Source organism: Streptomyces sp. NPDC016851, assembly GCF_055562795.1.
On record NZ_JBVHEP010000002.1, the window covers coordinates 355,350 to 378,298 of the forward strand.

At 68.0% G+C, this 22,949-nt stretch carries 21 protein-coding genes and 1 pseudogene; 18 read left to right on the forward strand and 4 right to left on the reverse strand.

Annotated features, from left to right (window positions below):
- Positions 1 to 22 precede the first annotated feature (22 nt).
- Complete coding sequence (locus ACZ3I3_RS04325; RefSeq protein ID WP_467362406.1) at positions 23 to 1,495, reverse strand: regulator; 1,473 nt, start codon at positions 1,493 to 1,495, stop codon at positions 23 to 25.
- Positions 1,496 to 1,733: 238 nt separating this feature from the next.
- Between ACZ3I3_RS04325 and lipB the strand changes: the two genes are divergently transcribed.
- The 4 genes from lipB (at position 1,734) to ACZ3I3_RS04345 (ending at position 5,013) form a co-directional block, all read left to right on the forward strand.
- Positions 1,734 to 2,534: a lipoyl(octanoyl) transferase LipB gene (lipB, locus tag ACZ3I3_RS04330; RefSeq protein ID WP_467362408.1), complete on the forward strand. Its 801-nt coding sequence runs from the start codon at positions 1,734 to 1,736 to the stop codon at positions 2,532 to 2,534.
- Between the two features lie 257 nt (positions 2,535 to 2,791).
- Positions 2,792 to 3,757: a lipoyl synthase gene (lipA, locus tag ACZ3I3_RS04335; RefSeq protein WP_467362410.1), complete on the forward strand. Its 966-nt coding sequence runs from the start codon at positions 2,792 to 2,794 to the stop codon at positions 3,755 to 3,757.
- A 260-nt stretch (positions 3,758 to 4,017) separates the two neighbouring features.
- A complete protein-coding gene (locus tag ACZ3I3_RS04340) occupies positions 4,018 to 4,230 on the forward strand; it encodes an SCO2195 family GlnR-regulated protein (protein ID WP_086564125.1) in 213 nt (70 codons plus the stop codon).
- 78 nt (positions 4,231 to 4,308) lie between these two features.
- Positions 4,309 to 5,013: a DUF4191 domain-containing protein gene (locus tag ACZ3I3_RS04345; RefSeq protein WP_356924377.1), complete on the forward strand. Its 705-nt coding sequence runs from the start codon at positions 4,309 to 4,311 to the stop codon at positions 5,011 to 5,013.
- Between the two features lie 104 nt (positions 5,014 to 5,117).
- Here ACZ3I3_RS04345 and ACZ3I3_RS04350 read toward each other — a convergent pair whose 3' ends face one another.
- On the reverse strand, positions 5,118 to 5,585 hold the full coding sequence (locus ACZ3I3_RS04350) for an RDD family protein (RefSeq protein ID WP_010037124.1): 468 nt from the start codon (positions 5,583 to 5,585) through the stop codon (positions 5,118 to 5,120).
- Positions 5,586 to 5,795: 210 nt separating this feature from the next.
- Between ACZ3I3_RS04350 and glnA the strand changes: the two genes are divergently transcribed.
- Positions 5,796 to 7,205, forward strand: a complete 1,410-nt coding sequence (glnA, locus tag ACZ3I3_RS04355; protein WP_086854677.1) for a type I glutamate--ammonia ligase — start codon at positions 5,796 to 5,798, stop codon at positions 7,203 to 7,205.
- Positions 7,206 to 7,354: 149 nt separating this feature from the next.
- Here glnA and ACZ3I3_RS04360 read toward each other — a convergent pair whose 3' ends face one another.
- The gene (locus ACZ3I3_RS04360) at positions 7,355 to 7,666 is read right to left on the reverse strand and encodes a tyrosine-type recombinase/integrase (RefSeq protein ID WP_467362728.1); all 312 of its coding nucleotides are present in this window, start codon (positions 7,664 to 7,666) and stop codon (positions 7,355 to 7,357) included.
- A 203-nt stretch (positions 7,667 to 7,869) separates the two neighbouring features.
- Here ACZ3I3_RS04360 and ACZ3I3_RS04365 point away from each other — a divergent pair.
- The 9 genes and pseudogenes from ACZ3I3_RS04365 to ACZ3I3_RS04405 all read left to right on the forward strand — a co-directional run bounded on the left by ACZ3I3_RS04365 (position 7,870) and on the right by ACZ3I3_RS04405 (position 18,476).
- Positions 7,870 to 8,516: pseudogene (locus tag ACZ3I3_RS04365) on the forward strand (YdcF family protein).
- Between the two features lie 123 nt (positions 8,517 to 8,639).
- Positions 8,640 to 9,404 carry a Hachiman antiphage defense system protein HamA gene (locus tag ACZ3I3_RS04370; RefSeq protein WP_467362413.1) on the forward strand — a complete coding sequence of 255 codons (765 nt, stop codon included), beginning with the start codon at positions 8,640 to 8,642 and terminating at the stop codon, positions 9,402 to 9,404.
- Positions 9,405 to 9,840: 436 nt separating this feature from the next.
- Complete coding sequence (locus ACZ3I3_RS04375) at positions 9,841 to 12,933, forward strand: DEAD/DEAH box helicase (protein ID WP_467362415.1); 3,093 nt, start codon at positions 9,841 to 9,843, stop codon at positions 12,931 to 12,933.
- A gap of 286 nt (positions 12,934 to 13,219) precedes the next feature.
- Positions 13,220 to 13,492: an SCO2583/SCO2584 N-terminal domain-containing protein gene (locus ACZ3I3_RS04380; protein ID WP_467362417.1), complete on the forward strand. Its 273-nt coding sequence runs from the start codon at positions 13,220 to 13,222 to the stop codon at positions 13,490 to 13,492.
- Positions 13,493 to 13,534: 42 nt separating this feature from the next.
- On the forward strand, positions 13,535 to 13,906 hold the full coding sequence (locus ACZ3I3_RS04385; RefSeq protein WP_467362418.1) for a cupin domain-containing protein: 372 nt from the start codon (positions 13,535 to 13,537) through the stop codon (positions 13,904 to 13,906).
- Between the two features lie 97 nt (positions 13,907 to 14,003).
- Positions 14,004 to 14,921: a zinc metalloprotease HtpX gene (gene htpX / locus ACZ3I3_RS04390; RefSeq protein WP_467362420.1), complete on the forward strand. Its 918-nt coding sequence runs from the start codon at positions 14,004 to 14,006 to the stop codon at positions 14,919 to 14,921.
- Positions 14,922 to 14,928: 7 nt separating this feature from the next.
- Positions 14,929 to 15,513 carry a PspA-associated protein PspAB gene (pspAB, locus tag ACZ3I3_RS04395; protein WP_467362421.1) on the forward strand — a complete coding sequence of 195 codons (585 nt, stop codon included), beginning with the start codon at positions 14,929 to 14,931 and terminating at the stop codon, positions 15,511 to 15,513.
- Positions 15,514 to 15,553: 40 nt separating this feature from the next.
- On the forward strand, positions 15,554 to 17,197 hold the full coding sequence (locus ACZ3I3_RS04400) for an alpha/beta fold hydrolase (protein WP_467362423.1): 1,644 nt from the start codon (positions 15,554 to 15,556) through the stop codon (positions 17,195 to 17,197).
- Positions 17,198 to 17,279: 82 nt separating this feature from the next.
- On the forward strand, positions 17,280 to 18,476 hold the full coding sequence (locus tag ACZ3I3_RS04405) for a winged helix DNA-binding domain-containing protein (RefSeq protein WP_467362425.1): 1,197 nt from the start codon (positions 17,280 to 17,282) through the stop codon (positions 18,474 to 18,476).
- Positions 18,477 to 18,551: 75 nt separating this feature from the next.
- Here ACZ3I3_RS04405 and ACZ3I3_RS04410 read toward each other — a convergent pair whose 3' ends face one another.
- Positions 18,552 to 18,866 carry a hypothetical protein gene (locus tag ACZ3I3_RS04410; protein WP_356924369.1) on the reverse strand — a complete coding sequence of 105 codons (315 nt, stop codon included), beginning with the start codon at positions 18,864 to 18,866 and terminating at the stop codon, positions 18,552 to 18,554.
- A gap of 200 nt (positions 18,867 to 19,066) precedes the next feature.
- Between ACZ3I3_RS04410 and ACZ3I3_RS04415 the strand changes: the two genes are divergently transcribed.
- The 4 genes from ACZ3I3_RS04415 (at position 19,067) to ACZ3I3_RS04430 (ending at position 22,635) form a co-directional block, all read left to right on the forward strand.
- Positions 19,067 to 19,426 carry an arsenate reductase family protein gene (locus ACZ3I3_RS04415; RefSeq protein ID WP_356924368.1) on the forward strand — a complete coding sequence of 120 codons (360 nt, stop codon included), beginning with the start codon at positions 19,067 to 19,069 and terminating at the stop codon, positions 19,424 to 19,426.
- 128 nt (positions 19,427 to 19,554) lie between these two features.
- Positions 19,555 to 20,223 (forward strand): RlpA-like double-psi beta-barrel domain-containing protein, encoded by a 669-nt coding sequence (locus ACZ3I3_RS04420; RefSeq protein WP_467362427.1) that lies wholly within the window; start codon positions 19,555 to 19,557, stop codon positions 20,221 to 20,223.
- 360 nt (positions 20,224 to 20,583) lie between these two features.
- Complete coding sequence (gene glnII / locus ACZ3I3_RS04425; RefSeq protein WP_467362429.1) at positions 20,584 to 21,615, forward strand: glutamine synthetase; 1,032 nt, start codon at positions 20,584 to 20,586, stop codon at positions 21,613 to 21,615.
- 84 nt (positions 21,616 to 21,699) lie between these two features.
- Entirely contained in the window at positions 21,700 to 22,635 is a 936-nt protein-coding gene (locus ACZ3I3_RS04430) for a DUF6891 domain-containing protein (RefSeq protein ID WP_467362430.1), read from the forward strand.
- The last annotated feature ends 314 nt before the right edge of the window (positions 22,636 to 22,949 follow it).

A 22,949-nucleotide genomic window follows, 5' to 3' on the forward strand; every position in this document is an offset into this window, starting at 1 on the left:
GTTCCCCGCGCCCCTGGGAACCTCACCCCAAGGCCGCTACCTTGTCACGGTAATTCCGTACCGGAGCGGCGTCCTTGTACGGCTCCAGTCGTCGCTCGAAGTCCCTCACGTACTCCACCGCCCGTACCGAGCGCATCTCCGCGGCCTGGCCCGCCGCCTCCGCGGCCAGTTGGCAGGCCTGGTCGAGTTCGCCGAGGCCGAGGCGGGCGGTGGCGAGGACGACCCGGCAGAACAGGCGGCTGCGGGCGTAGGACGGGGCGCGCAGCTGGAGTGAGCGTTCCGCGTGCTGGGCGGCGGCGCGGAACTGCTGAAGGTCCCGGTGGCAGTGCCCGAACTCGTCGGCGAGCTGCGCCTCGTCGAAGAACTTGGCCCAGTGCGGGACGTCGTCCCCGGACCGGGCCGTCTCCAGGGCACGCTCGGCGCGGACCAGTGCGGCCGTGCAGGCCCGCACCTCGCCGAGGACTCCGTGCCCGCGCGCCTCGGAGGCGTGCAGCAGCGCCTGTACGACCGGCGGGGCCGAGGTGCCGACGCCCTGCTGGGCCACGCGCGCGAGTTGCACGGCCTCCCGTCCGTGCCCGAGGTAGACGGCCTGCCGGCTCATGGTGACCAGCACGTACGCCCCGTACGTCCGGTCCCCGGCCGCCTGGGTGAGCCGGAGCGCCTGCACGAAGTAGCGCTGGGCGAGTCCGTGCGCGGCGATGTCGTACGACGTCCAGCCCGCGAGCCGGGTCAGGTCGGCGGCGGCGGCGAACAGCCGGCGGCCGGTCTGCTCGCCGTAGGTGCCGCGCAGCATGGGCTCGCACTCGTGCTCCAGATAGCGCACGAGGGCCTGGCGGGCGTGGCCGCCGCCGTAGGCGTCGTCGAGGGTGCGGAACAGCTCGCCGACGGAGCGCAGGGCGGCGATGTCGCCGGCGGTCACCTTCTGGCCGGGCCCGCGTTCGGCCTGCCCGCGCTGGCGGGGCAGGGACGGCACGCCCTGCTCGGCCGGGGGGCGCAGGGCGGGGCGGCCCTGCGCCGGGATGCGGGCGGCGGCCGGCTCGCCCCGGGCCACCTTCTCGTCGGCGCGGCCGATCAGCCAGTCCCGGCTGGGCACGACGAGCCCGGCGGGCGTGAAGGCGATCTTGCGCAGCTCGGCGTGGCTGCCGGAGTCCTTGCGCCACAGCCCGCTGACGATGTCGACGGCCTCCTCGGGGGTGGACGCGAACTCCAGCCCCGCGTAGACGGGCGCACAGGCGTCCAGGCCGAGGTCCTGGGCCGTGAGACGGCGGCCCAGGCGCCGGGTGAAGACCTCGGCGATCAGCGCGGGCGTGGTGCCCCTGGGCTGCTGGCCGCGCAGCCACCGGGTGACGGATGTCTTGTCGTATCTCAGGTCGAGTCCGTGTTCGAGACCGAGCTGGTCCACGCGACGGGCGAGACCCGCGTTGGAGAACCCCGCTTCTGCGATGAGCGCGGCGAGCTGTCGGTTGGGGGTGCGCTGCGCGGGTCGTTCCGTCATGGTGCGGTGCGGTCTCCTGCCTTCCGGTGTGGGTGATCTGCCGGATTGCCTGTGAGCAGGCCTTTTGGCTTGCTGGACGGCGCGAATGTAGCGGAGAGTAAGCACCCCATCACACATTTTCCCGGACATTCATCCGATCGTGTGAGGATTGGCCCCAGGACTGACGTGCCCGGGCCGGACGTACAGTGGCTGGGGCGCGATACGTGCCTGACACACCCGTCCTAGGGAGGCGCTTGCCGTGAGTGAGTTGCGGTTCGTCCGCATGGGGTTCGGTGACGAGGCCGTCGAGTACCGGGAGGCGTGGGACGAGCAGCGCCGGGTGCACGCGGCGCGCTTCGCGGACGAGGTCCCCGACACCGTGCTGCTCCTGGAGCACCCCCCGGTCTACACGGCGGGCCGGCGCACGGCGGACAACGAGCGGCCCCTCGACGGCACGCCGGTCGTCGACGTGGACCGCGGCGGCAAGATCACCTGGCACGGCCCCGGCCAGCTGGTGGGCTACCCGATCCAGAAGCTTCCGCGGCCGGTGGATGTCGTGGCCCACGTACGCCGCCTCGAAGAGGCCCTGATCCGCACCTGTACGGAGTTCGGCCTGGAGACCACCCGGGTCGAGGGCCGCAGCGGGGTGTGGGTGCTGGGCGACCCGGTCGAGCAGCGCCCCGTGCTCGGCGGCCTGGCCCTGGACTTCGACCCGCGGCTGCACGACGAGGAGTTCGACCCGCGCCTGAACGGCCCGGAGTACGCGCCCTCCAACGCGGGCCAGCGCCGTGAGGACCGCAAGATCGCCGCGATCGGCATCCGCGTGGCCAAGGGCGTCACCATGCACGGCTTCGCGCTCAACGTGAACCCCGACAACAAGTGGTTCGACCGGATCATCCCGTGCGGCATCCGTGACGCGGGGGTCGCCTCGCTGGCGAGCGAACTGGGCCGCGACGTGACGATCGAGGAGGTCCTGCCGGTCGTCGAGCGGCACCTGCGGGACGTCCTGGAGAACGCCGAGCTGAAGCCGCGGGAGATCGAGAAGGCGCCGGCGGCATAAAACGGGCTGTGGAGGGGCTGGGGGGCGTCTGATGGATCTCCGTGGAAGAAGGAGCGGCGTTCGGTGCGTGCTCTCGGCGTGCCGGACGGAAGGCCTCGTAGCGGAGCTACTAGGCCTTTTGTCCGGTGCGGCGAGAGTGCGTGCCGGACGTCGCGACGCCGCGGAGATCCATCAGACGCCCCCGTACCCACACAGGCATTCAAATCAACGGGCGTACCCTTGAGGACGCCGAAGAATCAATCGCTAGGGAGCCGGTCGTGTCCGCAGTCGCACCCGACGGACGCAAGATGCTGCGCCTGGAGGTCCGCAACAGCCAGACCCCCATCGAGCGCAAGCCCGAGTGGATCAAGACCCGGGCGAAAATGGGCCCCGAGTACACCAAGATGCAGAACCTCGTGAAGAGCGAGGGCCTGCACACGGTCTGCCAGGAAGCCGGCTGCCCCAACATCTACGAGTGCTGGGAGGACCGCGAGGCCACGTTCCTCATCGGCGGCGACCAGTGCACCCGGCGCTGTGACTTCTGCCAGATCGACACGGGCAAGCCCGAGGCGCTCGACCGCGACGAGCCGCGCCGCGTGGGTGAGTCCGTGGTCACCATGGACCTGAACTACGCCACGATCACCGGCGTCGCCCGCGACGACCTGGAGGACGGCGGCGCCTGGCTGTACGCGGAGACGGTCCGCCAGATCCACCAGCAGACGGCGCAGCGCGAGGCAGGCCGGACGAAGGTCGAGCTGCTCGCGCCCGACTTCAACGCCGTCCCGGAGCAGCTGGAGGAGGTCTTCTCCTCCCGCCCCGAGGTCTTCGCGCACAACGTCGAGACGGTCCCGCGGATCTTCAAGCGGATCCGCCCGGGCTTCCGCTACGAGCGCTCCCTGCAGGTCATCACCGCGGCCCGCGACTACGGCCTCGTCACCAAGTCGAACCTGATCCTCGGCATGGGCGAGACCCGCGAGGAGGTCAGCGAGGCGCTGAAGCAGCTGCACGACGCGGGCTGCGAGCTGGTCACCATCACGCAGTACCTGCGGCCCTCCGTGCGCCACCACCCGGTGGAGCGCTGGGTCAAGCCGCACGAGTTCGTGGAGCTGCAGGAGGAGGCCGAGCAGATCGGCTTCTCCGGTGTGATGTCGGGCCCGCTGGTGCGGTCCTCGTACCGCGCCGGGCGGCTCTACCGGATGGCCATGGAGCAGCGGGACGCGCGCATCGCGGCCCAGGCCGTCTGACGAACCGTCACCGCCCTTCCCGCCAAAGGGCGAGACAAGCGTGTGAATTCGCGCACAAGAGACTACCCGCCGGTAGTGACCGATATGACGCGGTCCTGACCGTCCTCGCAGATGAGGGCGCATGTCAGGACCGCGTCGGCGTTCCACGGATCCCCGCCGGGGCTTCATGGGTGTTTGACCGGTCGGACACGCCCTGGTAACACCAATCAGTGACGCTGAACTCACAGCACGTACACCGCTCCCGAGGGGGGACCTCACCCATGCAGGCCGCGCCCGTTCGCGCCACCGCGATTCCGTCCTTCACCACCGCCCTGCGTGCCGTCGAGTCGCTGCTGCTGAGCAGCGGTCAGCGCACCGCCCGCCGCAACGCCTGGACCTCCGTGCTGGAGGACCGCCGTCGCGCCAAGGACCGGGTCGAGGCGCAGCGCGTCCTCGAGCAGTCCGTCTCCCGCTCCGTCTCCGTCCACCCCTGAGCCCGCTCCCCTCCCCCGCGAGTCGCCCCGCGGACACTGCCGTCGTAGGCGCTTGTGGGGCCACGTAGACTGCGTGGCATGGCGAGGAAGGAACCTGCAGCGGACGCTGCGAACCCCGGGCGACTGAAGCAGATCGCTCTGACCTACAAGATGACCCGCAAGGCCGACAAGAAGATCGGTCTTGTACTCGCGGCAGTCGGAATCGTCACCTTCGGTGTCTTCCTCGCGATCGGTTTCTTGATCGGTCACCCCATCTATGCCGGAATCCTGGGCCTCCTGCTCGCCTTCCTCGCGTCGGCGATCGTGTTCGGGCGCCGGGCCGAGCGGGCCGCCTTCGGGCAGATGGAGGGCCAGCCCGGTGCCGCGGCGGCGGTGCTCGACAACATCGGCCGGGGGTGGACGACGACCCCCGCGGTGGCGATGAACCGCAACCAGGACGTGGTGCACCGCGCGGTCGGCAAGGCGGGCATCGTCCTCGTCGCCGAGGGCAACCCCAACCGGGTGAAGTCCCTGCTCGCCGCCGAGAAGAAGAAGATGAACCGCATCGTCGCGGACGTCCCGGTGCACGACCTGGTCGTGGGCACGGGCGAGGGCCAGGTCGAGCTGAAGAAGCTGCGCACGACCATGCTGAAGCTGCCCCGCGTGCTGACCGGCCCGCAGGTCACCGCAACCAACGACCGACTGCGCGCCCTGGGCGACCTGATGAGCAACATGCCGCTGCCGAAGGGTCCGATGCCCAAGGGCATGCGGATGCCCAGGGGCGGCGGGCCGAAGGCGCGCTGACAGCCCGCAGACCACATGAGTGAAGGGGCGGCCGGATCACTCCGGCCGCCCCTTCACTCATGTCCGTTCGTTCATGTCCGTTCGTTCATGTCCGTTCGTGCGTGTCAGATGCGGACCTCGACCGTGCCCGCCAGCCGGTCGTGCAGGCCCCGGCCGTCGCGGTCCCAGATCAGGGCGGGGATCGCGAGGAAGAGCAGGACCGTGCGCAGCACCGCGCGCCACGGGCTGACCCGGCCGGTGTCCAGGGCGAGCACCCGCAGGCCGAGGAGCCGCTTGCCCGGCGTGAAGCCGACCGTACCGACCGTGAGGACCATCAGGGCGAACATGATCAGCGGCGCCCAGATCTGGGCCGCTTCGTTGTAGCTCTGGGTGATGAGACCGTATGCGATCAGGAGGCTCAGGCCCCAGTCCACGGCCAGGGCGCCGAGCCGCCGCCCCGGGCGGGCGATCGAGCCGGGTCCCTCCTCGGGCAGACCGAGCTGTTCACCCCGGTATCCGAAGTCGACACCGGCCTCTTCCGCCGCCGCGCGGGGCCCGGAAAGCCACGATCCGAGTGCTTGCCTGTTGTCCACCCGTCCACGGTACTGCGCCCGGAAATGACCAGGGCACGGCGGGGTGCGTCGGGGCTACGGTGGAAGCCGAGCCGGTTAACTTGTGCGAAACAAATGAGTCACGCCAGAGAAACCACGCGTCCCTAGGGTCGAGGTCAGCGTGTGCCACCCGCACTGGCCGCACGAACGAACTACCACCCCGGCGGGACGGTCGGGAGTAGGAGGAGCTGGATGTTCCAGAACGCCGACGAGGCCAAGAAGTTCATCGCGGACGAGGACGTCAAGTTCATCGACGTCCGCTTCTGCGACCTGCCGGGCGTGATGCAGCACTTCACGGTGCCTGCTGAGGCGTTCGACGCGGACGAGGAGCTGGCCTTCGACGGCTCGTCCATCCGCGGCTTCCAGGCCATCCACGAGTCCGACATGGCGCTGCGCGCGGACCTGTCGACCGCCCGGGTCGACCCGTTCCGCCGTGACAAGACGCTGAACATCAACTTCTTCATCCACGACCCGATCACGGGCGAGCAGTACTCCCGTGACCCGCGCAACGTGGCGAAGAAGGCCGAGGCCTACCTCGCCTCCACCGGGATCGCCGACACGGCGTACTTCGGTCCCGAGGCCGAGTTCTACGTCTTCGACTCCGTCCGCTTCGCCACCACCGCGAACGAGTCCTTCTACCACATCGACTCCGAGGCCGGCGCCTGGAACACCGGTGCCCTCGAGGACAACCGTGGTTACAAGGTCCGCTACAAGGGCGGCTACTTCCCGGTCCCGCCGGTCGACCACTTCGCCGACCTGCGCGCCGAGATCTCCCTGGAGCTGAACCGCGCCGGCCTGCAGGTCGAGCGCCAGCACCACGAGGTGGGCACCGCCGGCCAGGCCGAGATCAACTACAAGTTCAACACGCTGCTCGCCGCCGCCGACGACCTCCAGCTCTTCAAGTACATCGTGAAGAACGTGGCGTGGAAGAACGGCAAGACGGCGACCTTCATGCCGAAGCCGATCTTCGGTGACAACGGCTCGGGCATGCACGTCCACCAGTCCCTGTGGACGGGCGGCTCCCCGCTCTTCTACGACGAGGCCGGTTACGCGGGCCTGTCGGACACCGCCCGCTACTACATCGGCGGCATCCTCAAGCACGCCCCGTCGCTGCTGGCCTTCACCAACCCGACGGTGAACTCGTACCACCGCCTGGTCCCCGGCTTCGAGGCCCCGGTGAACCTGGTCTACTCGCAGCGCAACCGCTCCGCCGCGATGCGTATCCCGATCACGGGCTCGAACCCGAAGGCCAAGCGCGTCGAGTTCCGCGCGCCCGACTCCTCCGGCAACCCGTACCTGGCCTTCTCCGCGCTGCTGCTCGCGGGCCTGGACGGCATCAAGAACAAGATCGAGCCGGCCGAGCCGATCGACAAGGACCTCTACGAGCTCGCCCCCGAGGAGCACGCGGGCGTCCCGCAGGTCCCGACCTCGCTCCCGGCCGTCCTCGACTCCCTCGAGGCCGACCACGAGTTCCTCCTCCAGGGCGACGTGTTCACGCCGGACCTGATCGAGACGTGGATCGACTACAAGCGCACGAACGAGATCGCGCCGCTGCAGCTGCGTCCGCACCCGCACGAGTTCGAGCTGTACTTCGACGTGTGATATCGCCCCAGGTCAGAGCGGGTTTCTGCTCCCCTGGGCCGTCTGTGGGCCGTCGGCCGTGTTCTTCCTCGCTGGAAGGGCACGGCCGACGGCCTGTTTTCGGGCTCTGCGCCGCGAACGATCGTCGCGGGCTACGGCCGGGCCGTCGGTCAGGTCAACGCATCGGCATCGCCGGGACCGGCGTCCGCACCCGGTGCGCCGAATGCGGCGTCGATGGCCTTACGAGCACGGTCCCGGCTGTTCGGCATGAGGTGTGTGTACGTCCGGAGTGTGAATCCCGGGTCGGAGTGACCGAGGTACTCGGCCAGGGCCTTGATGTTCTCTCCCGAGTCCAGCAGCACCGATGCGTAGTAGTGCCGCAAGGCGTGCATGCCGTGCTCACACGACGGCTTGAACCGCTCCCCAGGCGCCCGTTCCGGAATGACGCCGGCAGCAATCAGGGCGGGCTTCCACAGGTACATGTTGAAGTAGTTCCTGTTCAGTGCCTTACGCTCCCGCGAGGCAACAGCAGTTTCGCTGTGACCGGCGAGCCGTCCGGGGTCTTCCACGGCAGAGTGACGTCGGTAGGGGGCCGACGGGTGATGTGCGCGGCAAGCGCATCCGATACCACGTCGGGCAGCGGCACGTCTCGCAGCTTGCCGCCCTTGAGTGGAGCGAACACCATCTGTGGGCCGACCAGTTTGACCTGTCGCACGACGTGCACCGCTCCCCCGACTCTGTCGCGATCGGACTCGGCAGTCATGACCGCGGAGTCGCGGACACAACCGCCGATCTCTACCACCGGGGCATGACGCCGCTGATCGTCTTCACCGAGGCCACCAGCCGCACCACGCGCGACCGTATGCCACGTGGCGAGGCTGAGCACTATCGCGAGCGGGCGATGGACCTGGGGGTGCCGGGCGATGCCATCCTCGTTGAGCCGCGGGCCCGGAACACAGGAAAGAGAACATCCGCTTCTCTCGCGCCCTGCTCGAAGAGCACCGGGCCGCCGTCTCGTCCGTCCTGCTGGTCAGCAAGCCGTACGAAGAACGACGGGCCTACGCGACCGCACGCAAGCTGTGGCCCGAAGTCGAGTGGGTCAGCACGTCCACCCCCATGCCCCTGGTCGACTACGTTGACTCGATCGGCGATGCACGCCTCGTGATTGACATGTTGACGGGCGCTCAACAGCGGCTCATGATCTACCCACAGCAAGGATTCATGCTCGAACAGCACGTTCCTGATGACGTGGCCGCAGCGGACGAACGCCTGCGCGATGCCGGGTTTACAAGCCGACTGGTGACAGACCCCGCAGAGCGGAAGCGTGCTTGACCCACTGCGCTCGCGATCGCGAGGATCGACTATGCCGGATTGCGGAGAGCGGTACGGCCGGTCCTCGGGGTGGACGTCACATCGGCTGCATGGAGACGGCAACCTATTGCGGGGGGCAATGAGGTGACGAGCTACAAGAAGTGGTGCAAACCCTCTAAGGTGACGTATGTCGAATCTCATGCAATCGACGTTCTTACGTCGGCTACGGATGAGGTTGGCATTACGTTGCTTGCAGCCTACCTTCCTAGTCGCTACGCCGAAACTAAATCGCTGACACGCATTGCGGAACGATTCGGCAAGGGCCAGGTAGCCAAGTTTCTGCAAAACAAGCTACCAACCAAGCAAAGCGCAAGATCAGGCGATCTTGGCGAGATACTTGCTGGCGCATTTCTGGAGGAAGACTGCGGGTATGTCATCGGCCCAAGCCGGTTGATTCAGCGGGACCACCAGGAGTGGGCAATGCGCGGTGATGACGTGCTCGCTGCAAAACTTGACTCTTCTTCGAAGGTTCACCTAATCAAGGGTGAAGCGAAAAGCCGAGCTCAAGCGCGATCTGCCACGGTGGAAGAAGCCCGCGATGGTTTGCAGCGATCCGACGGGCTTCCATCCCCACATTCGTTGACCCAGTTCGCAGAGCGTTTGCTGGATACGGTCAATGATGATTTGGGGGAGAAAATCCTCACACTCCAGCTCGAAGATGGTATTCGACCTAAAATCGTTACGCATCTGATGTTCCTTTTTGCAGGGAACAATCCGACCAGCCATGTCAACGCTGATCTGACCGCCTACGAGGGTGATATAGCGCAGCGGGCAGTGATTCTTCAGGTGCAAGCACACCAAGATTTTGTCCGCGCGGTCTACGAGAGGGTGATTGCGGATCGTGCGTGACCATCAATCCTTGTCCCAAGCCTTGACCAGTGCCATAGAACCGCGGTTCCGAGGTCGACTCGTCGCCAGAGGGCAGGCCCAGTCTATGATCCGTCGCGGTGGAACACTGCCCGACGGGGCGCCGTTGTTCGATAGCTCCCTGGATAACGACCTTCTCGGGTACGCGTACTCCCTGATCTCCACGAGCCTGCGAATCGCTGAACCTGTTGACACGGACGAGGCAGATCAGGAAACGGTCGGCGGTTACGCAAGTCTCGCTCGCGAAGGCCTTATTCATGCCTCGTACGCGCTTGAGGCAGCAACCAGGAATGTATCGGAGAGTAGCGATACATCTTTCCACCGTTTGATTGCTGGTGCAGCAAGTCATCTGTCTGGATATGCAGCACGCGCATACTCGCTCGTCCAAGGAAGTGTGCAATCAGGCCGGCTGACGCCGATGGAACAGACGCTGGCTGACTTGATTATGCGCTCTCTCGATGCTATCGAGGAACGGACTCGACGTTTAAGGGCATCGCCCGACGTGACGGACGATGCCCTATTGGCAGCCTTCCTTGGCTCCAGTCGCGAATATCCCACTGTCCATGAGGAGGCTGGGACTCTAACAAGCGACCGTGGCCCTATTGAATTGTTGCTCAGCGAGAACTATATGTCGGCTGTCTCCGCTGCTCTATTTGCTTTGGCTCACGCTCAGCCGGAACTGATGGCGACGGCGCTCGATGACTTACAGACAGGAGAGCGTGCGTCACACGATATAAGTGCTCCGGGACCATGGTGGGTCCATCGCCTCACACGTCGGTTGCTTGATGACCTCGCCCACACCAGTATTGGTGCTAACATCCCTGACCAACCACCGCCGGTAGGTATTGCGCACGTTCAAATTCCTGATGAGCTGCGCAAAGCTCGGTGGCGTTACCTGCGACGAACTTTTGTAGCCACTCTCTTTGCCCGCGGGCGCTCCGAGATCGACCTCTGGCCATCGCAGCTACACGTTGTCGATCGAATTTTCGAGGGGAACGACGACCTTGTTGTTGCTCTCCCTACCAGTGCGGGCAAGACTCGGATCGCAGAGCTTTGCATTTTGTCCTGCCTAGCTCAAGAGCAGCGTGCCATCTACGTGGCTCCGCTGCGGGCACTGTCTGCCCAAACCGAACAGGTGTTGGCGCGTACCTTTATGCCTCTCGGGATAAATGTCTCATCCCTCTACGGAAGCATGGGGGTAAGTGAGTTCGATGAGCATGCCCTCCGTGAGAGTCGCATCGTCGTAGCAACCCCGGAAAAACTTGACTTTGCTCTCAGATCGGACCCAAGCCTTCTCGATGACGTTGGCCTGGTAGTCCTCGACGAAGGACACATGATCGGGCCGTCCGAGCGTGAAGTTCGGTACGAAGCGCAGATCCAGCGTCTTTTGCGCCGCTCCGACGCGAACACGCGCAGGATCGTATGTCTCTCGGCTGTCTTCCCTTCAGGCGATGACCTCAATGACTTCGTTTCCTGGGTAACCGACGACAATCCGCGTGGGCTCCACCGCGAGGAATGGCGCCCCACGCAGCAACGGTTTGGCTTGGTGGAATGGCGTCGAGACCACGCTCGCTTGTCGATCACATTGGGAGGTGACCGACCATTTATCCCCAAATATCTCGAAGCAAAAGCGCCGACTCGCCCTCGGAGGAAGTCATTTCCCGCTGATCAGCGGGAACTCGTCATCGCGGCCTCGTGGCGACTCGTTGAAGAAGGTCAAACCGTGCTGATCTTCTGTCCGCAACGAAACTCAGTTGAGCCTTATGCGCGCGAGATCGTCAAACTTCGAAAACAAGGTCTCATCGACTCCGTCCTCCCTCCTCAGGTCGACCTGGCGAGCGTTCTCTCGATTGGTGCCGAATGGTTCGGCGAAGATCACCCCATCTTGGAGTGCCTCAAATTGGGAGTGGCTATCCACCACGGCGCACTCCCCGCACCTTTCCGCCGTGAAGTTGAGCGTTTGCTTCACGAGGGAGTCGTCAGGGTCACGGTGGCCTCACCGACCCTCGCCCAAGGCTTGAACCTATCGGCATCCGTTGTGCTTTTCCACGGACTTCGCCGCAGTGGGAACCTTCTTACCGGTGCTGAGTTCTCAAATGTCATCGGACGGGCCGGCCGCGCCTTCGTCGACAGCGAAGGGCTTGTGCTCTGTCCCATCTTCGACCCCAAGGACTCCAAACGACGTGATTGGAGGGAACTCACCAGCGGCGAGACCGGCAAGACCTTGCGGTCCGGACTGATCGAGGTGAGTCGTGCCCTAATCCGACGCATCATTGAACATATCGATTCTAGTCAACTGTCGCAATTCCTCGCTTATCTCACTGGAGGCCCAGAATGGGCATTCCCGGTTGTTGCCGGCGAGACGCCGGAGGCCCAAGAGGCGGCAGAACAATCCTGGCGGTCAAACCTCGCGCTGCTCGACACAGGAATCTTGAGCGTCCTCGGGGAGGACGACTCCCATCCTGACCAGATCACGCAGCGGATCGTAGATACCCTCAGGGATTCCCTGTGGGACCGGCAAATCCAGCGCTTCGGCGAGGGGCCCGCTGCGGCTTTGCGTGAGGTAGTCGCCAACCGGACCCAGTTCATCTGGGCCACAAGCACACGAACGCAGCGTCGTGGATGGTACCTTGCAGGGCTCGGCGTAGACGCAGGACGAGAGCTTGCCCAGGTTGCAGGGGACGTCGTTGAATTGATCGCCCAGGCCGAGGCCGCTATAGCTGGGGGAGATCACGAAACCGCGACAACTCGGATTGAGCAGATCGCAGAAACGCTCTTCTCCTTGCCTACGTTCCAGCCCGAGACGAAGATCAGGAACTGGCGAGAGGTTCTCGGACAGTGGGTGAATGGCCGGCCACTAGGAGACTTCGATGGGCCTGATCCTGATGACCGCATCGCCATCGCCCAGTTCATCGAATCGGACCTGATCTATCGACTGGTGTGGGGCGCTGAGGCGGCTCGTGTGTATGAGGACGCGCAAGGTAACCCCACTGCTGCCGCGCTCGAAGGATCAGTGCTAACCGCGATCGAGACTGGTACTTTTCTTCAATCAGCATCCATCCTGATTCGCGCCGGCTTCGACCACCGAGTCGCCGCAATAGCTGCCATTGAGGAGACCGGTGCGACGTTCTCCTCAGTTCCAGCAATGTGGGCATGGATTGCTCGGCTGGATCCTGAAATTTCCCGTTCACCGAACTGGCCGACCGCAGAGTCACGCGAAGCGTGGCTGCGATTTGTAGAAAATGTATCGCGGACCCGATATCGGTCATGGAGGAAAAGAGTCGAGCGGATTGACGAAGTCATTTGGTCCGGCCCGCCGCCATCAAAGCGTGCATGGCTTCGTGCAACCGCACACCGTAATGAGGTAAGACTCTGGTCGCCAGGTTTTGATTTTGTCGGACACGCCAATATTTCACTCAACTTGCCCATGGAAGGAATACTTTACGCGCGAAGGGTCAGTGACGGACCTGGCGTCGAGCTGCACTATCGGGGACCTGACGACCTCTTCTGAACGGGGGCCGCTGTTGTGTTCGGCCGCCGGGGCCGTCCGAGGGTGGTCGGCAACGACAGACAACGACAGACAACAACGGCTTTTCTGCTGGTCAGAGCGACTCCACAAACAAGACTCCGAGGTGACGGCGCCGCACCATCACTTCTTCGACGTGATCGACGCCCGATCCGTGTGATCGAGGCCTGAGCGAGGCATCACGACCGCGCCCCCGCTGCCCGTACGGGCAGCGGGGGCGCGGTCGTGTGTTCTATTCTGCTGCCAGGACCTCACGGGGGTGGAGCAGGAGATGCCCGAGCACGAACAGGACGGCCAGGAGCGCGAGTTCGACCTCAGATGGGCGGACAGTGCCGAGCACAAGGAGCCCTCGGCGCGGGCCCGTATGCTCGCCGCGCGCTGGAAGCACAACCCGCCCGGGCCCGTGCCCTTCCGGCCCGAGCCCGACCACAGGGGGTCCGGTCGCCGGTCCCGCTCGTCGTGGGTGTCGACGGTCGTGGTGCTCGGCTGTGTGGCCGCGGTGATCGTGCTGCTCGGGTACCTCAACTTCCGGGCGCCCTACTAGAGCGTGTCAGGCCCGTCGAGGCGGGTGCTAGCGTCCGGCCCCGTGGACGACGGTGTGTACGTGGGGAACGCGGGCAAGGACGCGGCGCTGGACCGGGGGTGGCTCCTCGGGCACTTCAAGGGCGTGGGCGATCCGCGGCACAGCGAGGCCGTCGAGATCAAGTGGGGTGTCCATCCGGCCGGTGACGAGCGGGCGCAGTGGGTGCGGGGCGAGGAGCGGACCGCGCTGCTGGTGCTCATCAGCGGGCGCTTCCGGGTGGAGCTTCCCGGTCGCAGTGTCCTGCTGGAGCGGCAGGGTGACTACGTCGTGTGGGGGCGCGGGGTCGACCACTCCTGGTGCGCCGAGGAGGAGTCGGTGGTGCTGACCGTCCGGTGGCCGTCCGTGCCCGGGTACGCGGTGGCCGCGGGCGGCTGACGCCTTTGCCGGGCCTGGGGATGATCGCGACCCGTTCATGGGCGGGGCCGGGTGCACACTGGCAGTGGGACGAGTGCGTGACTGCGGGGTGATGCAGATGCACAGCCGTTTCCGGAGCGACCGGCGGTTGACCACCCGTATGGGGATCACGCTGTTCCTGCTCGGGCTGGTGTACGTGGGGTTCGTCGCGGCGCTGATCGTGCTGCTGAAGTCGTGGGTGCTGGTCGTGCTGGTCGCGGCGGCGGTGCTCGGGGCGCAGTACTGGTTCTCGGACCGGGTCGCACTGTTCGCGATGCGCGGGCGGGTCGTGGAGCGGGAGGAGTATCCCGAGCTGCACGGGGTCGTGGACCGGCTGTGCGCCATCGCGGACATGCCCAAGCCGGTGGTGGCCGTGTCCGAGATGGACATGCCCAACGCCTTCGCGACGGGGCGGAACCCCGACCACGCCGTGGTCTGTGTGACGACCGGGCTGCTCAGGCGTCTGGAGCCGGCCGAACTGGAGGGCGTCCTCGCGCACGAGCTGTCGCACGTGGCGCACAAGGACGTCGCCGTGATCACGGTCGCCTCGTTCCTCGGTGTGCTCGCCGGGCTGATCGTACGGTTCGCCTTCTACTCGCAGCTGTTCGGCGGGGGCCGGCGGGACCAGAACACGGCGGTGGTCTTCGCGGCGGTGATGGGCGTGTCGGCGGCCGTGTACGCGCTGAGCTTCCTGCTGATCCGGTCCCTGTCCCGGTACCGGGAGCTGGCCGCGGACCGTGCGGCGGCGCTGCTCACCGGCCGGCCCTCGGCGCTGGCCTCCGCCCTCACCAAGGTCTCGGGGGACATCGCCCGCATCCCGACGAAGGACCTGCGCACGGCCCAGGCCTTCAACGCCTTCTACTTCACGCCGGCGCTGGGCCGCGAGCCCGGTCTCGCACGGCTCTTCTCCACCCACCCGAGCCTGGAGCAGCGGCTCGACCAGCTGGGCCGAATCTCGGCCGAGCTGGGCGAGGCGACCTCAGCCGGAGGGGTGTGAGCGGGGCATGGGGCTGCTGGACATTCTGCTCGGCCGCACGAAGCCCGTCGCGCCGGACCTGGACCGGCTCTTCGCCCTGCCGTCGGCGGCCGTGACGCTGGAGGCCGCGGCGGGCTTCACCCCGACCGGGCAGGGCGCGGTGTGCTTCGCCACGGTCGAGGGCGCCGCCTTCGAGCAGACCCATCGCGAGGTGCAGGCGCTGCTGGACGCGGACACCGACCGCGACGGTACTCCGGTGGAACTGCGGCAGGACGACTACGGCTACTCCTGGCTGGTCTCACACCGCGCCCCCGACCAGCTGGCCCCGCTCGTGACGGACCTGCACGCCGTGAACAGCCAGATGGAGGTCAACGGGTTCGGCCCTCAACTCCTGTGCTCTCTTGCGGGGTTCCGGGACCGGTCGGGCCGGCGGCTCGGGCTGGTCTACCTCTACAAGCGCGGCACCTTCTACCCGTTCGCGCCCCTGCCGGGAGAAGCCCAGCGGCGTGACAACGCGCTGGAACTCCAGGTACGGGCGGCGCTCGCCGAGGACCTGCCGATCGAGCAGGACCTGAACCGCTGGTTCCCGGTGTGGGGGGCGCCGGGTCTTTGATCGCGCCTCACGAGGCCAGGCCGCATGCATGAATGGCCGCATGAGTGAACTGATCCCCTTCACGCACACCGTCGACGGCGAACGACTCACCGGGCTGTCCTGCGACACCGGCCCGGGCGAAGCGGCCAGGGCCACCGCCGTACTGCTGCACGGCGCGGGCAACGGCAGCAAGGAGCCACTGGTGCCGCTGCTGGAGGAGTTCGCCGCGCACGGCTGCCACGCCCTCGCCTTCGACTTCTCCGGGCATGGGGAGAGCACCGGCCTGCTCAGCGAGCTGAGCCTGCGCCGCCGCTGCGAGCAGGCCGTGTCTGTCATCGACGCCCGCGTGGGCCTGGACGGGCCGCTGGTCCTGGTCGGCTTCAGCATGAGCGGCCAGACGGTGGCCGATCTCGTCCGGCACTACGGGGACCGGGTGGGCGCACTGGGACTGTGCGCCCCGGCGGTGTACGCGGCTGAGGCGTGGGACGTGCCGTTCGGTGCGGGGGACGGCCGGTTCAGCGAGATCATCCGGCGCCCCGGAAGCTGGCGGGAGTCGCCCGCCCTCGACGTCCTGCGCGGGTACGAGGGGCGAGCGGTGCTCGCGGTGCCGGGCACGGACGAGGTCATCCCGCCCGCCGTGACGGACGCCGTCTCGGAGGCACTGGCCCGGCGCGCCCAGTTCACCCACTGGGAACTCCCGGAGGCGCAGCACCGGTTGGGCCGCTGGTTCCGCGACCACCCCGGCGACGTGCGGGAGTTCGTCACGGCTGTCCTGACCGGGCTGGGCGAGCAGGGCTGGACGGCCACGCGCGCGTGGGTGGCCAAGCAACTGCCGGAGGGTCGCACGGTCGACAAGTCGGCTTTCCTGAGCGGTGGTTGGAGCGCCCAGATGCGGCGGCTCACCCTCGACGACGGCTCCGAACTCGCCCTGCGGACCTTCGTGAAGCCCTTCTTCCGGCGGCACGCCCCCGGGCTGCTCGCCCGCGAGGCGGAGGTGCTCACGCTGCTGGCCGGGCAGGAGGGCGTGCCGGCCCCCGAGCTGACCGGCGTGGACGCGACCGCCGAGCACTGCGACCATCCGTCCCTGCTGATGTCCGTGCTGCCGGGCCGGGTCCGGGTGGACGAGGAGGACGACCTGGACCCGCGGGTGGACCTGCTGGCCGCCCAGCTGTCCCGGATCCACCGGGTCGTCCCCGAGGAGCGCCCTCGGCTGTACCAGGCGTGGACGTCTCCGGAACGGGTGCTCGCGCCCGAGGGGGCGATGTGGGAGCGAGCGGTGGACGTGGTCCGCCGCGACCCACCGCCGTACGAGGGCTGTTTCCTGCACCGCGACTTCCACCCGGGCAACGTGCTGTTCACCGGCTCGGGGGCCGGTCTGCGGATCAGTGGTGTCGTCGACTGGGTGGAGACCTCGTGGGGCCCCGCGGACCTGGACGTCGCCCACTGCTCGACGGCGCTGGCGCTGCTGCACGGCCCGGAGTACGGCCTCGGTTTCCGGGAGCGCTACGAGGCGCACGGCGGCCGCCGGCTCGCCGACGGCCCGGACCACCTGTACTGGCGGCTGCTCGACGCCCTGGCCTACGCGCCCGACGCGGTGAAGCTGGCGGGCCCGTGGCGGGAGCTGGGCCGGACTGATCTGACACCGGAGGTGCTGGGCGGGCGGCTGGAGGCGTACGTGGCGGGGCTGCTGAAGCGGTACGCCTGAGCCGGGCCGTCGACGGTCGATTGTCAGTGGCGTTCGCGAAGATGCAGTGGGAGTCGGACGGGCACAACGAGCGGAGGCCGGAATGGGCAAGGCGCAGCGGCACGTCGGGGTGGCGGAGCGGCGAGCTCGGCTCGCGTTGCGGCAGCGGCTGGCCGGGCAGGCGCGGGCGGGGACTCCCGAGGAGGTCGCCGGTTCGCTCGTCGCCCTGCACGGCACGGACCCGGCGGCGGTGTACCTGGCCGTGGGCGCGCGGCTCGCGGACCCCGCCAAGACGGTGGCGGAGACCGGGCGCGCCCTGTACGACGACCGTTCCCTGGTGCGGATGCACGGCATGCGGCACACCGTGTTCGTGTTCCCCACGGCCCTCACCGCCGTCGTGCACGCCTCGACCGGCCTGGCGGTCGCCGCCCGGGAGCGGGCCGCGCTGCTCAAGGCCATGGCGGCGGCCGGAGCGCCGGACGCGGCCTGGCTGAAGGAGGTCGAGGATGCGACGCTGGCGGCACTCGCCCGGCGCGGGCAGGCCACGGCCGCCGAACTCGCCCAGGACGAGCCGCGGTTGCGGGAGCAGTTCGTGTACGCGGCCGGCAAGAGCTACGAGGGCCTGCACACGGTCTCGACCCGGCTGCTGAGGGTGCTGGGCGTCGAGGGGAAGGTCGTACGCGGGCGGCCGCTCGGCTCCTGGACGTCCAGTCAGTTCCGCTGGGCCGTCGCACCCGAGCATCCCGAACTGGACCCGGCGCAGGCGCAGGCGGAGTTGCTGGGACGGTGGCTCGCCGCGTGCGGTCCGGCGACCGAGGCCGATCTGAAGTGGTGGACGGGGTGGCGCGTGACGGAGGTCCGCGCGGCCCTGGCCGCGAGCGGGGCGCGGCCGGTGTCGCTGGACGAGGGCACGGGATGGGTGACCGACGGCGACGTCGACGAGGTGGCCGCTCCCGGCGAGCCCTGGGCGGCGCTGCTGCCCGCCCTCGACCCGACGGCGATGGGGTGGCAGCAGCGCGACTGGTATCTCGCGCCCGAGCTGCGGCCCCGGCTGTTCGACCGCAGCGGGAACGTCGGGCCGACGGTGTGGTGGAACGGCCGCGTGGTCGGCGGGTGGGCCCAGCGGCCCGACGGGGAGATCGTCTGGCGGATCCTCGACGAGGAGGGGGTGGGCCGGGAGGCGCTCGCCGCGATCGAGGGGGAAGCGGAGCGGCTGAGCGGGTGGGTGGGGACGGCCAGGATCACACCCCGCTTCCGGACGCCGCTGGAGAAGGAGCTGGCGGCTGGCCGGTACGCCTGAGGACTCCGGGAGAACTCCGGGAGAACTCCGACGCCGGGTGCCCTGAAGGACGGGCACCCGGCGCTCCGGGTCAGCTCATCGTGAGTAGCGCATGAACGCCCTCACCATGTGGCACGTCGTGTCCGACGGCGGGTGGACGCCGATCAGTTCCGCCGTGTCGCGGATCGTCTCGTTGCGGGCCTGGTTCGGCATGTAGACGCCGGAGTCGAGCAGGGCGATGGCGAGGCGCATCGCCTTGAGGCGACGGTTGTGCGCGACGTACCACTCGCGCGGCCGGCCCGGCGGCAGCGGCCGCTTCTCCACGGGCACGTACGGCAGGTCGAGCAGGACGGGGCGCTTCGCGGTGGACTGGGTGGGCAGCGGCTTCGGCTTCAGTGCGGCAGCGGGCACAGGCATCCTCCTGTCGCGGTGAGGGCGGCACTCCGGGGTCCTCGGCGATCCCGGCGCCACCCTCGAACACTGCTTCTATTCTACTGCCCACCACTGACAAAAGGCCCTGGCCACAAGGGCTTTAGGGGGTGCGGTGACACGAGTGGAGAACGAGGTTCAGGCCCCCGCTCAGCGGCGTCACGAGGGCGTACCTTAGCCCCATGGAGATCTGGATCAACCCGGCCTGCTCGAAGTGTCGCAGTGCCGTGAAGCTGCTCGACGCGGAGGGCGCCGACTACACCGTCCGCCGCTATCTGGAGGACGTGCCGAGCGAGGACGAGATCCGGGGCGTGCTGGACCGGCTCGGTCTGGAGCCCTGGGACATCACCCGCACCCAGGAGGCCGCCGCCAAGGAACTCGGCGTCAAGGAGTGGGCCCGGGACGCGAGTTCGCGGGAGCGGTGGATCAAGGCCCTCGCCGAGCACCCCAAGCTGATCCAGCGGCCGATCATCACGGCGGACGACGGTACGGCGGTGGTCGCGCGCACCGATGAGGCCGTACGGGACGCCCTGTCCCGTTAGGGGCGCTCTGGAGATCTCCTTCTTGTGTGACGGACGTTACGTCAGTGACTCCTGTAACCGCTGAGTAACCTCGTTCGGTATCTCGTACATAGCGGCGTACGCTCCCCCTACCTCTTCAGGAGGCGCGCATGTCGCGTAGGAGAACGCTCGGCACGAAGAAGAAGATCGCGCTGCTGGTGAGCGCGGCGACCGTGGCGGGAGGCGGGGCCTTCGTCATGGCGACCACGTCGAACGCCACGCCGCCGGCCCCCAAGTCGGCGGCGGAGTCGACGGCCTGTCTGGGACTCGCCACCGCCCTCGGCAACAACGAGAAGTTCATCGCCGACCAGCGGGCCAACCCCGACGCCCAGTCGGAAGCCCGGATCGCCAACCGCCAGGCGGTCATCGAGGAGATCGAGCGGAAGCAGGAGGCGTCGGGGTGCGCGGTTGGGGAGTCGGCTCAGGACTCCCAGGCCGCGCAGCCCTCGCAGCCCGCCCCGTCGGCCCCGTCGGCCCCGTCCGCCCCGTCGGCCCCCGCGGACGACTCCGGCGGTGGCGCCGCGGCCTCAGGTGAGCAGGTGTGCAACGGCTCCACCGTCACGCTCTCCGGCGAGGACGGTGCGCCCGCCGCGTCCAGCAACCAGTTCCCGGCCGGCACGAAGCTGAAGGTCACCAACCTGGACAACGACAAGTCCACGACGGTGGAGGTCACTTCGGTCTCCGGCAGCTGTGTGCTGCTCAACAACGCGGCGTTCGAACAGGTCCGTGAGCCCGGCAAGTTCCTGATCCGCCGGGCCGTGATCGAGAAGGTGGGGTGACGCCGTACGAGCGAGGACGAGTGAGTCACTGAGGCGGCGGCCCACCCCTCGGCCGCCTCCTCGTACGTGTCAGCGGTCCTGCCGCTCCCGGCCAGGAGCGGCAGGACCGGCGCGCTGTGGGACACGCGGCGCAGGTCACCGGCTTGACGGAGGGAAGCCGGTGACCTGCTCCTCCCCCGCGAGCAGACGCCCTCACAGCGTGAGGTGCGGCACAGCGGCACCAGGTAACACGGGGTTCACATTCGAGCAATGGCCGGGAAATCGCCTGTTGACAGGCTGCCGGGCATTGAGCGGCGCCCCAGTGCCGCAGCGCCGCAAGCACCCGCGATACGCGCCCAGACACACCCAAGGATGTGGCCCGTGACCTTCAAGGCTGAGTACATCTGGATCGACGGCACCGAGCCGACGGCCAAGCTGCGTTCCAAGACCAAGATCATCGCGGGCTCGCCCGCCGGTCTCGACGCGCTGCCGATCTGGGGCTTCGACGGGTCCTCCACCAACCAGGCCGAGGGCCACGCCTCGGACTGTGTCCTCAAGCCGGTCTTCACCTGCCCGGACCCGATCCGCGGCGGCGACGACATCCTGGTGCTGTGCGAGGTCCTGAACATCGACCTCACCCCGCATGCCAGCAACACGCGTGCCGCGCTGGCCGAGGTCGAGGAGAAGTTCGCGGCGCAGGAGCCGATCTTCGGCATCGAGCAGGAGTACACCTTCTTCCAGGACGGCTACCCGCTCGGCTTCCCCAAGGGCGGCTTCCCGGCCCCGCAGGGCGGCTACTACTGCGGTGTCGGCGCCGACGAGATCTTCGGCCGTGACGTCGTCGAGGCGCACCTGGACAACTGCCTGAAGGCCGGCCTCGCCATCTCCGGCATCAACGCCGAGGTCATGCCCGGTCAGTGGGAGTTCCAGGTCGGTCCGGTCTCCCCGCTGGAGGTCTCCGACCACCTGTGGGTGGCCCGCTGGCTGCTCTACCGCACCGCCGAGGACTTCGACGTCGCCGCGACGCTGGACCCGAAGCCGGTGAAGGGCGACTGGAACGGCGCCGGCGCGCACACCAACTTCTCCACCAAGGCGATGCGCGAGTCCTACGACGCGATCATCACCGCGGCCGAGTCGCTCGGTGAGGGCTCCAAGCCGCTCGACCACGTCAAGAACTACGGCGCCGGCATCGACGACCGCCTGACGGGTCTGCACGAGACCGCCCCGTGGAACGAGTACTCCTACGGCGTCTCCAACCGCGGTGCCTCGGTCCGTATCCCGTGGCAGGTCGAGAAGGACGGCAAGGGCTACATCGAGGACCGCCGTCCGAACGCCAACGTCGACCCGTACGTGGTGACCCGCCTGCTCGTCGACACCTGCTGCTCGGCGCTGGAGAAGGCCGGCCAGGTCTGATCCGCCCGCAAGGCTCCTGAGGGGCGCTCACCGTTCGCGGTGGGCGCCCCTCGCGTTGTCAGTGGGGCGTGTCATCGTGGGGGCATGGAGATCGACGGGGGACTTCCGGTCAAGGTCATGACGGAGAGCGGGCGGACGTACGCGCGGGTCTCGGCGCGGCGGTTGCGGGAGCTGGTGGAGCGGATCGGCGGCGAGGACGACCACTTCCTCGTCGTGCAGCGGATACCGGACCGGCCGAGGGTCTTCATCCAGACGGCGCGCGACGCGGGCGGGGCGTACGAGCTGCAGCACCGCACGGGCTCCGTGCCGTACATGTGGGTGACCGAGGTGACCGACCCGGTCCTGGTCGCGGACGCGATGGTGCGCTGGGCGCGGCAGGAGGACGACTGGGACGCCTCAGTCGCCTGGGAGCGCGAGGAGTTCGGGCTGCCCGAGACGGCTCCCGCCCTCGCGCCCGAAGTGGCCGCGCGGGCCGGGGAGTACGTCCGCGACATGCTCCGGGACGGCTACCTGGGCATCGAGGCGATGATCCGCGAGACCGTGTATCTGATGGACGACGGCGAGGAGACCGCTCCCGTTTCCCAGGAGCAGGCCCGCGAGCTGGTCGAGAGACTGTGGCTGGAGCGGCTTGCGGAGCAGGAGAAGTGGGCCGGGCCGACCGATCCGGACCGGCTGGAGCGGGCTTTCGCGGCCCTGGAGGACGACGGCGTCGTCGCCCGGGAGAACTTCGCCTGCTGCCGCGGCTGCGGCATGTCGGAGATCGGCTCGGAGGCGGACGGCAAGCCGGGGGTGCGCGGGTTCGTCTTCTTCCACCAGCAGGGCACGCGCGGGGCGGCGCAGGGGCACGGCCTGTCGCTCTACTACGGCGGGTTCGACGGCTCGGAGGAGACCACGAAGGCCGTCGGACACCGGGTCGTGGCGGCGCTGACCGCGGCCGGGCTGTCCGCCCAGTGGGACGGCGACCCGGGCAAGGCGGTCGAGGTCGCTGCCCTGGAGTGGCGCAAGCGCCTGGTGGGATGAGGCACCGGGCGGGCCGTTCGTCCTTCCGGGCGACCGTCCGCCCTCCCGGCCGGTGTCCACGCTGTGAGAGGAGGGTCCCGGCACCGGGCACCGGTCTGCTTCAATGGCCGCATGGCCAGCCACCAGAAGCACACCGCGACGGGTCGCCATGACCTCGAGCCCTTCTGGCCGTCCCGTCAGGACCACGACTTCGACCGGGTGTGTTGCCGCGCGACGAACGCGCCGGCCCTCTAAAGCCGTACACCCCCGGCCTTCGGCCAGCGCGAACCGCGTACGTCCCTCGGCGAGCCCGACCACGAATCGCGGCCGTCGAT

Excerpts from the sequence above, each read along its gene's own strand:
- ACZ3I3_RS04325 (WP_467362406.1), bottom strand. The coding sequence starts at position 1,495 with ATGACGGAACGACCCGCGCAGCGCACCCCCAACCGACAGCTCGCCGCG.
- ACZ3I3_RS04340 (WP_086564125.1), top strand. The coding sequence starts at position 4,018 with ATGCAGGCCGCGCCCGTTCGCGCCACCGCGATTCCGTCCTTCACCACC.
- ACZ3I3_RS04345 (WP_356924377.1), top strand. The coding sequence starts at position 4,309 with ATGGCGAGGAAGGAACCTGCAGCGGACGCTGCGAACCCCGGGCGACTG.
- glnA (WP_086854677.1), top strand. The coding sequence starts at position 5,796 with ATGTTCCAGAACGCCGACGAGGCCAAGAAGTTCATCGCGGACGAGGAC.
- ACZ3I3_RS04360 (WP_467362728.1), bottom strand. The coding sequence starts at position 7,666 with ATGTACCTGTGGAAGCCCGCCCTGATTGCTGCCGGCGTCATTCCGGAA.
- ACZ3I3_RS04375 (WP_467362415.1), top strand. The coding sequence starts at position 9,841 with ATGGAACAGACGCTGGCTGACTTGATTATGCGCTCTCTCGATGCTATC.
- ACZ3I3_RS04380 (WP_467362417.1), top strand. The coding sequence starts at position 13,220 with ATGCCCGAGCACGAACAGGACGGCCAGGAGCGCGAGTTCGACCTCAGA.
- htpX (WP_467362420.1), top strand. The coding sequence starts at position 14,004 with ATGCACAGCCGTTTCCGGAGCGACCGGCGGTTGACCACCCGTATGGGG.
- pspAB (WP_467362421.1), top strand. The coding sequence starts at position 14,929 with ATGGGGCTGCTGGACATTCTGCTCGGCCGCACGAAGCCCGTCGCGCCG.
- ACZ3I3_RS04400 (WP_467362423.1), top strand. The coding sequence starts at position 15,554 with ATGAGTGAACTGATCCCCTTCACGCACACCGTCGACGGCGAACGACTC.
- ACZ3I3_RS04405 (WP_467362425.1), top strand. The coding sequence starts at position 17,280 with ATGGGCAAGGCGCAGCGGCACGTCGGGGTGGCGGAGCGGCGAGCTCGG.
- ACZ3I3_RS04415 (WP_356924368.1), top strand. The coding sequence starts at position 19,067 with ATGGAGATCTGGATCAACCCGGCCTGCTCGAAGTGTCGCAGTGCCGTG.
- ACZ3I3_RS04420 (WP_467362427.1), top strand. The coding sequence starts at position 19,555 with ATGTCGCGTAGGAGAACGCTCGGCACGAAGAAGAAGATCGCGCTGCTG.
- ACZ3I3_RS04430 (WP_467362430.1), top strand. The coding sequence starts at position 21,700 with ATGGAGATCGACGGGGGACTTCCGGTCAAGGTCATGACGGAGAGCGGG.